Genomic DNA, 12,519 nt, shown 5'->3' with positions numbered 1-12,519 from the left:
TTTAGTTTAGGTTTTTCCTTCAAAAACTAACCTTCTTCCCTCTTATTGCATATTGTATGTGTATATACCTAACTGAAGAAAGGAGGATTTCTCACATGTTTCCAAAATCCCCTACAAGGCAAATGTATCCGAATCCAGGACAGCAACCTTATACACCATATCCAATTCCACAGCTACCACCGATGGCACAAAAAAAGAAAGGGTTCCTTGCTAAACTCTTTAAAAAACACGATCCAACCGAGCCTTTCATGCAAATGGTTCCACCTTATCGACAAATGGAAGGACCGCCGCCAATGATGCACCAGCAACCGCCCCCCCAATATCAACAACAATACCAATACCAACAACAATACCCGCAGCAATACTCACAACAATACTCACAACAATATCAACCATACATGCAGCAACATCCAGAGCAAATGATTCCCCCTCAAATGTATGAATCAAATGAAACGCGCGGTGGTGCAGCAACTACAGCAGCAAGTAGCGGCATCGGCAGTTTTTTTGCGAATTTAATTTCGAATCCAACTAATATGATAAACAATATTGAGAAAGTATCCCAAGTCGTTCAATCTGTAAGCCCTGTCGTCGAACAGTACAGTCCTATTATGCGTAACCTACCAAGCATTGTTAAAATCCTCACCTCTGGAAAAAGTACGGATGAAAATCCAACTGAAGATCAAGCTGAAGACATAGCAGAAAAAGTTGAAGTAGCAACTCCGCCTCCTCCACAAAAAAAAAGAAAAAGAAAAAAAATAGTGATTGAGCCTGTCATAGAAAAAGAATTACGAGAGGAGCCTGTTCAAAAAATAGCAACAAAACCAAAACTATATGTGTAACAATCCTTTGTTTTCTATCCACTCCTCCTTTATAATGTAAAAGACTATGCACAAAAGTATCCCTTGTTTAGAAGGAGAGGATTACTCATATGAAAATTGTTAAAATTTCCCCTCGTGGTTATTGCTACGGTGTTGTGGACGCGATGGTTATTGCACGTAACGCCGCATTAGATACATCATTACCAAGACCTATTTATATTTTAGGTATGATTGTTCACAACAAACATGTAACAGATGCATTCGAAGAAGATGGCATCATTACATTAGACGGTCCAAGTCGATTAGACATTTTAGATAAAATCGAATCTGGTACTGTTATTTTCACTGCACACGGTGTTTCTCCAGAAGTTAAACAACGTGCAAAAGAAAAAGGTTTAACGACAATCGATGCCACTTGTCCAGATGTTACAAAAACACATGACCTTATTGAAGCAAAGAAAGCTGAAGGTTACCATGTCATTTATATCGGCAAAAAAAATCATCCAGAACCAGAAGGCGCAGTTGGTATTGCACCTGACATCGTTCACCTTATCGAAAGAGCTGATGATTTAAAAACATTAGAAATTCCAACGGATAAAATTTTAGTTACAAATCAAACAACGATGAGCCAATGGGATGTTCAGCATTTAATGGAGGACATTCAGAAGAAATTCCCAACAGCAGAATTCCATAAGGAAATTTGTTTAGCAACTCAAGTGCGCCAAGAAGCGGTCGCTAAACAAGCTGATGTTGCAGACTTAACAATTGTTGTCGGTGATCCGAAAAGTAACAACTCAAACCGTTTAGCACAAGTATCACAAGAAATCGCTGGTACGAAAGCATACCGCGTTGCAGACGTAAGTGAGATTAAATTAGAGTGGCTACAAGGTGTAGAAAACGTAGCTGTTACAGCAGGGGCTTCTACTCCAACTCCAATTACGAAAGAAGTTATCGCTTTCTTAGATCAATATGACCCAATGAATCCCGCTACGTGGGAGAGAGTCCGAAAAGTACCGTTACAAAAAATATTACCTCGTGTAAAAGTGAAAAAAGAACAATAATAAAAACCGTTGCCTATATGAGCAACGGTTTTTATTTTTCTTATACAAATGTAAATGGATCTGTATGTAATTGCGAAGCATGAATGTGTACATTGAGTTTCTTTGCATCCACTTTTTCTTGTAATTGCTTTTGCACACCTTGCTTCATTACCTTTTCAACGTTATGTCCTGGGTCAACTATATTTAAACCGAGCATCATCGCATCATGAGCAACATGATAATACATGTCACCTGTTACATATACATCCGCTCCTTTAAATTTAGCTTGATTGATGTATTTATTACCATCGCCACCAAGTACAGCTACTTTGCGCACTTTATCATCTAATTTCCCAACAACTCGTGCACCCTTTACATCTAATGATTGCTTTACATGTTCTGCAAACTGTCCAAGTGTCATTTCTTCTTGTAAGTATCCTATTTTCCCAAGCCCTAATGTTTCGCCTTTGTTATCAAGTGGATACACATCATACGCTACTTCTTCATACGGATGTGCTGTTACCATTGCTTTAATCACTTTTCGCTGTAGTGAAGCTGGAATAATCGTTTCGATTCGCACTTCTTCTACGCGCTCTAACTGTCCAGTTTCCCCGATATAAGGATTTGTCCCCTCTTGAGGTACAAACGTACCTGTACCCTCGCTACTAAACGTACAGTGGCTATAATTGCCGATATGACCAGCACCTGCGTCTCCTAATGCTTTTCGTACTTCTTCTGCATGAGTTACTGGCACAAACACAACAACTTTTTTCATTTCTTCTGCATATGTCGGTGCCAAAACTTCTGTATTTTGCAATCCTAACGCCTCAGCAAGTAAATCATTTACCCCACCCTTGGCAACATCCACATTTGTATGCGCTGCATAAATAGCAATATCATTTTTAATACACGTTTCAATAATTCTTCCGTACGCTTTATCTGTATGAATCGCTTTTAACGGATTAAAAATCAAAGGATGATGCGCAATAATGACATTCGCTCCTAATTGAATCGCTTCCTCCACCACTTCCTCCGTTACATCTAACGCAATCAATACGTGCTGTACAGATTTATTAAGCGCTCCAATCTGCAGACCAATTTTATCTCCTTCCATCGCCAAATGCTTAGGATACATACTTTCAAATAAAGAAATAATTTCATAGCCATTTGGAATTTTACTCATGATAAAATCTCCCCTATCATTTTCATTTTCGCTTCTACTTCTGCGCGTTTCGCTTTTGTTTCTTCAGAATCAGCCGCACGCTCTAACTGTTTTAAAATATTTTGGAAGTTTTTTAATTCTCCTTCCCATTTCTCAACGAAAGCTTCACCTTTTTCTTTTATTAAAAATGGACCCATAAACAATTCAGCTTGCTTATTTTCAGAGTAAGGCATTACGATGTTTCCACGCTCTCCTACTAAGATCTCGTAAATTTTCCCATCTTCTTTTACGATTTTTTCATGGATAAGCTCCCATCCATTTTCAATAAACCATTCACGGATGTGATGCGCTGCAATATTCGGTTGTAAAATTAAACGCGTTACACCTTCTAATTTTTCTTTACCACTTTCTAAAATGTCACGAATTAACGCTCCGCCCATTCCGGCAACCGTAATTACATCCACTTCTCCTGGCGCGATAACAGCTAATCCATTCCCTTTACGCACATCCACTTTATCTTGTAAGCCACTTTCAGCTACAGTTGCTTGTGCAGAGCGAAATGGTCCATCTACAACCTCTCCTGCAACTGCTTTTGTAGCAATATTATTTATAATTGTATAACACGGTAAATACGCATGATCCGATCCAATATCAGCAACTGTAGATCCTACTGGTATTTCACGCACAACTTCTTCTAATCGTTTTGAAAGCTTTACTTCATTCATGTATTTCCATTACTCCTTCTCTTGTCAGTCTGTCTCCATGATAATGAATTTGTAGTAGTTGTTGCAAGCCCATAACAACAATTCACTTCTCTATCACTCATCGTATTTTAGAAAATATAGAAAAACAAGCCCCTTGCATAAGCAAAAGGCTTGTCATACGGAACTTTATTTTTTCTTCGACAACCAATCAGCTACTTTAGCCGCTTGATCAGCTGGAACTATATTTGGTGGCATATTTCCTTTTCCTTTCGAAATAACTTCTTGAATCTCTTCTTTCGAAAGTTTCCCACCAACCTTTTGTAAATTAGGCCCTACTGCCCCTTGTAACTGGTCACCGTGGCAGCTCGTACAGCTTTGCTTCACAATATCCTCTGGCTTCGATGCTGTTTGCGCTGGCTTTCCACCATTTTTTGCATCAGCTAACTCTTTAGATTTATTTAGCCCCTGAAATGAAAATACAAACATAACGATAATACCTAATGCTGCAATAAGAGCGAACGGAATCAGCGGATTACGTTTCATATCTCTTCTCCCCCCTCTATACCCCTAAATAGTTAGATGATTCAGTCATTTCCATTGTACTTGAAAACACTCTATCAGAAAAGAGTAAACTACTAATCGTTGAAAATATTCCATAAATTCAGTTTATTGTTTTTTATTGTTATATCGCTTATTATTTCGATAATTATTAACGTTTCTCATCATATTTTTCACTTTTCTACATATATTTTTGTATAGAATAAACAAAATTAATCGAAAAATCGAAAAATGAGCATTTGCAAATCAAAAGACAATTCTGTAAAATAAATTACAAGAAATTGTAATCGTTGCCGATAGCTAAAGTTTAACAAAAGTTAACAAAATAAAAAAGTTTACTTCACAAAGGTGAAGTAAACTTAAAAAGAACCTATTCTAAGAAATCCTTAAGACGCTTACTACGGCTTGGATGTCTTAATTTACGAAGTGCTTTTGCTTCAATTTGACGGATACGTTCTCTCGTTACGCCGAATACTTTCCCAACTTCTTCAAGCGTACGAGTTCGTCCATCATCTAAACCAAAACGAAGACGTAGAACATTTTCTTCACGATCTGTTAGTGTATCTAACACATCTTCTAATTGTTCTTTTAGCAATTCATACGCTGCATGGTCCGCAGGCGATGTTGCTTCTTGGTCTTCAATGAAATCACCTAAATGGGAGTCATCTTCTTCACCAATCGGTGTTTCAAGAGAAACTGGCTCCTGTGCAATTTTTAAGATTTCGCGTACTTTTTCTGGAGCAAGATCCATTTCTTCACCAATCTCTTCAGGAGATGGTTCGCGTCCTAAATCCTGTAATAATTGACGTTGCACACGAATTAACTTATTAATCGTTTCAACCATATGAACTGGGATACGAATTGTTCGTGCTTGGTCTGCAATCGCACGTGTAATCGCTTGGCGAATCCACCAAGTTGCATACGTACTAAATTTGAAACCTTTACGATAATCGAACTTTTCAACCGCTTTAATTAGACCCATATTCCCTTCTTGGATTAAGTCTAAGAAAAGCATACCACGGCCCACGTAGCGCTTTGCAATACTTACTACAAGACGTAAGTTTGCTTCTGCAAGACGACGTTTCGCTTCTTCATCGCCATCTTCAATACGCGTTGCAAGTCGAATTTCTTCTTCTGCAGATAGTAAATCTACACGACCAATTTCTTTTAAATACATACGAACAGGATCATTGATTTTAACCCCAGGTGGTACACTTAAATCATTAAGGTCGAATTCTTCTTCTGTTTTTGAAATTTGGCGATTATTAGGACCTTCTTCGTTGTCATTGTCACCAACTAAGTCAATCCCTTGTTCACCTAAATATTCATAGTATTCATCCATTTGATCGGATTCTATTTCAAATCCATTCATGCGTTCTGCAATCTCTTCATATGTAAGAACGCCACGTTTTTTTCCGAGCTCAGTGAGTTGTTCTTTCACTTGCTCAAGGGTCATTTCAGTTTCAATTTGTTTAGAACGAGCTGGTTTGTCAGCCATCTGTTCCCCTCCTTACGCGAGATACAAACATTCATTATACTAAAAATTTATCAAAAAAGCTATTTTCTCGCTTTTTGATTTTGTAAATATGCTACATAATATTTAGCAGCCTCTACAGGATCTGTTTTTTCCATTTGTTTTATCTTAAAGATGATCTCCGTCTTTTCAAGTTTTTCTTGATGACGTCTAAGCGTCTCCAAATGGCCTTGTAACACTTCTTCTGTGTATTCTGGATTAATAAATTCATCCGTCGAAATATCAGTGATAATATTTTTCAACTTCTCATCAGAGAGCCAACTTAAAAATGTTCCGACTGAAGGTTCATTTCCCTTTTCATAATATGCGTATAGTTCATATAAAATCCCTTTATGTTCTTCTGTGTGAAAATCTTCTATGTGGGATTCCATACGAACAGCCACTTCTGGACTTTGCAACATATGGTAAATAATTTCTCTTTCTGCCCTTTCAAAACCTGTTAACTTCGGTTTTGTTTGAACAATTTGAGACGGCTTAGAAACCTGCTTTACTTGTTTTTGCTGTACCTTTTGTTCTTTGCGATATTGGTGCAATTGATTCAAAAGTGTTTCCATTGAATACGAAAATTCTTGCGATAATGACTTCAAATATGATTCTGCCTGCATCGCATCCTGTAGCAACGATAACTCTTTTAAAACACTTTTCACATATTCTTCTTTGCCAGACTCATCTTGCAAATTTTTCCCTAAACGCAAATAATTTATTTTAAAACCAACAAAACTTATACTTGATTTCACAAGATTTTCAAAAGCAGTTGTCCCATATTGTTGCACATATTCATCAGGGTCAAGCTTATCTGGCAAGGATGTAACTTTCACTTGGCAACCAACTTTTAGCAATAATTGCCCTGCTTTCATCGTTGCTTCTCGCCCTGCTTTATCACCATCATAGCAAAGAACAACAGTTTCAACGTTACGTCGCAGAAGTTTTGCTTGTTCTTCAGTTAAAGCTGTTCCCATTGTCGCAACAGCTTCTTCCACACCACTTTTTACCGCAGCTAGTACGTCGGCATACCCTTCAAAAAGGACCACTTGCCCACGTTTTCTAATAAACGGCCTCGCTTGGTGGAAGTTATACAACAATTTACTTTTATGAAAAATTGGTGTTTCAGGGCTATTTAAATATTTCGGAGTATCATCTCCTAGCGCCCTTCCACTAAACGCTATCACTTTACCTTGTAACGTATAGATTGGAAACATAACCCTTCCACGGAAGCGATCATAATGACTACCATCCTTCTCGCTTCTTATGAGAAGACCAGCTTGTTCCATACTAGACAGCGATAAACCTCTTTTTTGTAAAATTTTCGTTGCTGCATCCCAAGCAGGTGACGCATAACCAATTTCAAACTTCTCAATCATCTCTTTCGTAATACCACGTTGTAACAAATACGAAAGTGCTTCATTTCCTTCTTCTGTATTTACTAATAAATGATGATAATACTTTTTCAAAAGTTCATGAGCCTGTTGCATGATGACAGTGTCATCAGATATGTCCTCTTGTTGTCCTTGCCCTGATGTATACTCTGCAACCGCAATTCCATTTCTTTCACCTAGCTTTTGAACAGCTTCAGTAAAAGCCAATCCTTCCATTTTCATTAGAAAGGAAAATACATTTCCACCTTCTCCACATCCGAAGCAATGAAAAATTTGCTTATCCGATGAAACAGAGAATGAAGGAGAATTCTCACCATGAAATGGACAAAGGCCGAAATAGTTACGTCCCTGTTTTCTAAGTTGAACGTATTCACCAATCACTTCTACAATATCCGATGACGTCCGAATCTGTTCAACAACTTCTTCGGGAATTCTGTTCCCCATAAATCCATCTCCGTGTCGTATTTTGTATTCGATATAAATTAAAAAATTCCTTTATAATTCGACAATATTTTTTCTAAACTTATTAGAAAGTGTTGTCGATCACGTTATCAAACGATTTTGCAGGCCCTTTTCTGCGTAATTTCGCAGACACGTACCTACTATATAAAATTGTATCCATTTGCTCACCTGTTACAAATGTACCTCCTGGAGACAATACATATACACTTTTTTACAAGAAGACTAGCAAGCACCATATCCTATGTGATCACGAGATCTGTTTTTTGCATGTTGATACATATAAAAAATCAACTTTAGCCTATTCAGCATCTACATAGATCCAATTTTTCTTGCTACTTCCTTAAACGATGAGCATATGATGTGACAAGCAAAATTTCGACATGAACTTTCGTTCCAACTTGCACAATTTTCAGCATTCACAGGATATGCATCTGCATCAACTAATACGATATTGATGTTTTGCATATTTCTGTATTCTACATCCCTTCTGCGAATCCTTCCATAATGTGCGTTTTCTTGTATAGATTTTGTCGATTTAACGTAATTACATGTCTTTTCGTAAATCCTATCCCTAGTTTATTCTGAAAAATTAAAGTCTAAACGTAAAATATAGGTTTTTATCACAATTTTTTATTATAATATATTTTCTTCAACTGCGCTACATATCCCTTTATTTTTTCATCTTCTATTTCAGGATAACGAAACCCTGCCTTTAGCATAATAAAAAGACAGAAGAATATAAGTATAACCACTCCGCTATAATCTATTACGAAATCAACAGGCATTGTGTTTTTCATGAGCGAAAAAAGCACATTCACCTTTGGTAAATGTGCTAAAACAATTTTTGGTTTTGCACTGCATTCACAATAATGTTAGCTGTTTCTTCAATCGCTTTATTCGATACATCAATTACTTGACAATCTATTTTACCGACTACATTCTCAAAGTGATCAATTTCTTCTTTAATACGATTAATATTGGCATATGTTGCACCGTCACTTAATCCAAGTGATTTCAATCGCTCTTTTCGAATATGATTCAACTTATCTGGCGTAATTTTCAAGCCGAAGCATTTTTCTTTAGCCACTTGATATAATTCTTCAGGTGGATCTACTTCTGGTACGAGCGGTACATTGGCAACTTTTAAACGTTTGTTATGAGCTAAATATTGAGAAAGTGGTGTTTTTGATGTACGTGAAATCCCAATCAACACGATATCTGCTTTTAAAATACCACGTGCGTCTCTACCATCATCATACTTTACAGCAAACTCAATCGCTTCAATCTTTTTAAAGTATTCTTCATCTAATCTACGAACAACACCCGGCTCATATCTTGGTACTTGCCCTGTAATTTCTTCAATTTGATCGATAAGAGGACCGATAATATCATATGCCTCTACGCCTTCTTTCGCGGCTTCTGTCACTAAATACTGGCGCATGTCAGGCTTTACTAACGTGAAACAAATAAGCGCTTGATTGCTCTTAGCAATTGAAATCACTTCTTTTAATGTCCCTGTATCTTCTACATACGGTACACGTCTAATATCAGGAGCGAATGGGAATTGCCCCATCGCTGCTCGAACAACCAAATCAGCCGTTTCTCCAACAGAGTCAGACACGACATATACGATTTTATTATCCATTACATTACCTCACTTTAAACAAATTACACTTATTCGTTATTTACTAAGTTTACAAACGCACGTGTAATATTTGTTTTTGTAATTCGTCCAATCACTTCTAGACCTTGTTTCGTATCTTTTACAACTGGCATCGCATCAATCTGTCTTTCTATTAATTCCATCGCAATATCATATAAAGAATCTTCTCTACGACACATCGCAATGTTTGGCATCCTTGTCATGATAATATTAACCGGAAGAGAGGTTAAATCCTGCTTTCCTAGGCTAGCTCGTAATAAATCTTTACGAGATACAACACCAACTAATAGAGTCGATTGATCTACAACAAATAATGTACCTACGTCCTCTAAAAACATCGTACAAATCGCATCGTATACTGATACATTTTTATCAATTACAGCCGGTCTAGATTGATAATCTTGTACTTTAATTTTCTTAACAGCTTCAGATAATAGCTGCCCCCCAGTTTTACCCGTATAAAAATAACCTACGCGTGGACGCGCTTCTAAATAACCAGCCATCGTTAAAATTGCTAAGTCTGGTCTTAGCGTTGCACGTGTTAATCCTAATTGCGCAGCAATTGACTCCCCTGTAATAGGACCGTGATCTTTTACAATCTGAATGATATGTTCTTGCCGTTTATTCAGCTCTATGATAATCACCACCTTCAGTGCACAACGAAAAAAGTTATACTATCTCTTAAATATTATATACTAAATATGCTATTTGAAAAAGATAGGATGTAAAAAGGACCGTATACGGCCCAAAATTATATTTGAAACTTATCAAGTTGTTCTAAGAAACGTCTTGATTTCAAATAAATCCCGCAATATTCATCATAATATGTATTCAATACTAAACGCATTTGTTTTTTTGTGCTATCCTTCACTGATACATTGCCAAGTCTATGTAAATCGAAGTGGTAGAAAAGACGTAATAATTTATGAACAGCTTCCCCCACTGGTATACGATACTGGTCTTGCTCAGCATGACGTGAGCACAGAAAACCGCCTTCCCGAACAGAGAAGGCGACAAAATCTGTTTCTTGATGACAAATCGCACATGTATCAAAATACGGGCGCATCCCTAATACCGGAAGCATTTTCGTTTGATAAATTAGTGATAATACTTCTGAATCAACACCCTCACACATATAATGCAACGTTTGATATAACATTTCAAATAAATATGGATTATGTTTTTTATCTTCTGTTGCTTTATCAGTTAACTCAACAATAAATGATGCATAAGCAGTTAAAAATATATCCTCGCGAATTTCTTTCATAGTTGAAATAATCTCGCCTTGTTGTAAAGTTCCAAGTCCAGATCCCATTTGAATAAGAAAATTACCATGTGTCATAAGTTGCGAAACAGATGCCAACCGACTTTTCGGTTTTTTCGCTCCTCTTGCCATTGCACTTACCTTACCCAATTCTCTTGAGAATATTGTAACAATCTTGTTCGTTTCTCCGTAATCTGTCGTACGGATAACGATGCCCTCAACTTTTTGAAACATGTTCGTCACCATCCAAGGTTTGAACAAAACGGGTCAAGAAATTGGAGAGTCTAGATGCGCTAGCTCCTCTTCATGTTGATCCATCTCATCGTTTACGTCTTTTTCCATTTCTTTCAAAAGCAAGTACGTTTCAATGCTTCCTGTTTTGGAGAAAAACTTCCAGGTAAAATCTAGCATAAGAATCCACCTTTCTCAATAAGCGTAGCCTATAAACCAATTTCCTTTGTTGTTATTAAATTGACCCATTTTGTCCATTTTCATGTGAGAAAAATTTTTCCTAATTTATCAAAACTCATAAAAACCAATAATCAGCGGATGAACAAAACATCCGCTGATTACAGCTTTACTCTATTTTAGTACTCGTCTTCGCGGAAACCAAGGTCACGAAGCTGAGACATTTTATTACGCCAATCTTTTTGCACTTTTACCCATACTTCTAAAAATACTTTAGAACCAAGTAATGCTTCAATATCAAAACGAGCTCGCTTACCAACTTCTTTTAACATCTTCCCTTGTTTTCCGATAATAATCCCTTTTTGCGATGGACGTTCCACAACAATCGTTGCATTGATATAAACTGCCCCGCCTTCGCGTTTTTGAATTGCATCGATAACAACAGCCACAGAATGCGGCACTTCTTCACGTGTTAAATGTAGTACTTTCTCACGAATAAGCTCTGCAATAATAAATCTCTCTGGATGATCCGTTACTTGATTATCTGGGTAGTATTGTGGTCCTTCTGGTAAATACTTTTTAATTGTTCCAATTAAAGCGTCCACATTATTACCGTCTAATGCAGAAATCGGTACAATTTCTGCAAAATCATGTAGTTTGCGGTATTGATCAATTAACTCTAATAATTGCTCTGGATGAAGTTGGTCGATTTTATTAATTACTAAAAATACTGGTTGTTTCGTTTCTTTTAATTTCTCAATGATAAATTCTTCACCACGACCAAATCCTTCAACTGCATTGACCATAAACAGAACAATATCAACTTCTTTTAATGTCGTTTGAGCCATCTTCACCATGAAGTCGCCTAATTTATGTTTAGGTTTATGTATTCCTGGTGTATCAATGAAAATTACTTGTGAATCATTTTCTGTATATACGCCTTGAATTTTATTACGAGTTGTTTGTGGCTTGTCACTCATAATGGCAATTTTCTGGCCGATAATACGATTTAAAAATGTAGATTTCCCAACATTCGGTCTGCCAATAATAGAGACAAAACCTGATTTATAACCTTTTCTATTCATGTAAATCCTCCGCTAAAAATGCTCCTGGCAACAATTCTCCAACTGTCGTCTCTTGAACGTCACCATGTAAATTTGATAGGTATACTTTCGTATCCTGTTTACATAATTCTACCATAACTTGTCGACATGCTCCACAAGGAGGTACTGGGCGCTTTGTATCCGCCACAATCGCAATAGCTACAAACTCTTTATCTCCTTCAGAAACCGCCTTAAATAAAGCTGTTCTTTCTGCACAGTTACATAAGCCATATGATGCATTCTCAACATTACATCCACGATATACTTTTCCATCCTGTGTTAATAATGCTGCACCTACTTGAAATTTAGAATATGGTACGTACGCTTGTTTACGCGCTTCGATTGCTTCTTGAATTAATTGTTTACTATTCATATTCCCGCATCCTTCCTGTCCACAGCTGTGAATAGATACACTCTCTGATTAAAG

The 12,519-nt window shown here is 37.0% G+C and carries 13 protein-coding genes; 2 read left to right on the top strand and 11 right to left on the bottom strand.

Annotation, left to right across the window (positions count from 1 at the left end):
* The first annotated feature begins 95 nt into the window (after positions 1-95).
* The gene (vrrA, locus tag AABL52_RS06005; RefSeq protein ID WP_341519052.1) at positions 96-839 is read left to right on the top strand and encodes a VrrA/YqfQ family protein; all 744 of its coding nucleotides are present in this window, start codon (positions 96-98) and stop codon (positions 837-839) included.
* A gap of 89 nt (positions 840-928) precedes the next feature.
* Complete coding sequence (locus AABL52_RS06000) at positions 929-1,879, top strand: 4-hydroxy-3-methylbut-2-enyl diphosphate reductase (RefSeq protein WP_000706672.1); 951 nt, start codon at positions 929-931, stop codon at positions 1,877-1,879.
* A gap of 40 nt (positions 1,880-1,919) precedes the next feature.
* On the opposite strand, the gene AABL52_RS05995 is transcribed toward AABL52_RS06000, so the two are convergent.
* From AABL52_RS05995 to AABL52_RS05945, 11 genes are all read right to left on the bottom strand, one after another.
* On the bottom strand, positions 1,920-3,041 hold the full coding sequence (locus tag AABL52_RS05995; RefSeq protein WP_000036261.1) for a Nif3-like dinuclear metal center hexameric protein: 1,122 nt from the start codon (positions 3,039-3,041) through the stop codon (positions 1,920-1,922).
* Entirely contained in the window at positions 3,038-3,745 is a 708-nt protein-coding gene (locus AABL52_RS05990; protein ID WP_097843968.1) for a tRNA (adenine(22)-N(1))-methyltransferase, read from the bottom strand. The genes AABL52_RS05995 and AABL52_RS05990 overlap by 4 nt, the downstream gene beginning before the upstream one ends.
* 165 nt (positions 3,746-3,910) lie before the next feature.
* The gene (gene cccA / locus AABL52_RS05985) at positions 3,911-4,267 is read right to left on the bottom strand and encodes a cytochrome c550 (RefSeq protein WP_097843969.1); all 357 of its coding nucleotides are present in this window, start codon (positions 4,265-4,267) and stop codon (positions 3,911-3,913) included.
* A 385-nt stretch (positions 4,268-4,652) separates the two neighbouring features.
* Positions 4,653-5,780 (bottom strand): RNA polymerase sigma factor RpoD, encoded by a 1,128-nt coding sequence (gene rpoD, locus AABL52_RS05980; protein ID WP_000764063.1) that lies wholly within the window; start codon positions 5,778-5,780, stop codon positions 4,653-4,655.
* Between the two features lie 59 nt (positions 5,781-5,839).
* Positions 5,840-7,636 (bottom strand): DNA primase, encoded by a 1,797-nt coding sequence (gene dnaG, locus AABL52_RS05975; protein ID WP_000528226.1) that lies wholly within the window; start codon positions 7,634-7,636, stop codon positions 5,840-5,842.
* Between the two features lie 850 nt (positions 7,637-8,486).
* Positions 8,487-9,299 carry a pyruvate, water dikinase regulatory protein gene (locus AABL52_RS05970; protein WP_000368939.1) on the bottom strand — a complete coding sequence of 271 codons (813 nt, stop codon included), beginning with the start codon at positions 9,297-9,299 and terminating at the stop codon, positions 8,487-8,489.
* 29 nt (positions 9,300-9,328) lie between these two features.
* Positions 9,329-9,961 carry a helix-turn-helix transcriptional regulator gene (locus tag AABL52_RS05965; protein ID WP_000583755.1) on the bottom strand — a complete coding sequence of 211 codons (633 nt, stop codon included), beginning with the start codon at positions 9,959-9,961 and terminating at the stop codon, positions 9,329-9,331.
* A gap of 107 nt (positions 9,962-10,068) precedes the next feature.
* Positions 10,069-10,815, bottom strand: coding sequence for a DNA repair protein RecO (recO, locus tag AABL52_RS05960; RefSeq protein ID WP_000487012.1), 747 nt, complete (start codon positions 10,813-10,815; stop codon positions 10,069-10,071).
* A gap of 33 nt (positions 10,816-10,848) precedes the next feature.
* On the bottom strand, positions 10,849-10,992 hold the full coding sequence (locus AABL52_RS05955; RefSeq protein ID WP_000883924.1) for a YqzL family protein: 144 nt from the start codon (positions 10,990-10,992) through the stop codon (positions 10,849-10,851).
* Between the two features lie 176 nt (positions 10,993-11,168).
* Complete coding sequence (gene era / locus AABL52_RS05950) at positions 11,169-12,074, bottom strand: GTPase Era (protein WP_001080235.1); 906 nt, start codon at positions 12,072-12,074, stop codon at positions 11,169-11,171.
* Positions 12,067-12,465, bottom strand: a complete 399-nt coding sequence (locus AABL52_RS05945; protein ID WP_001086294.1) for a cytidine deaminase — start codon at positions 12,463-12,465, stop codon at positions 12,067-12,069. Before AABL52_RS05945 ends, era begins: the two co-directional genes overlap by 8 nt.
* Positions 12,466-12,519 lie beyond the last annotated feature (54 nt).

This window comes from Bacillus paramobilis (genome assembly GCF_038096195.1).
GTDB lineage: Bacteria > Bacillota > Bacilli > Bacillales > Bacillaceae_G > Bacillus_A > Bacillus_A mobilis.
The sequence above is the reverse complement of the archived record's forward strand: the minus strand, read 5'-3'. Positions and strand labels throughout refer to the sequence as shown.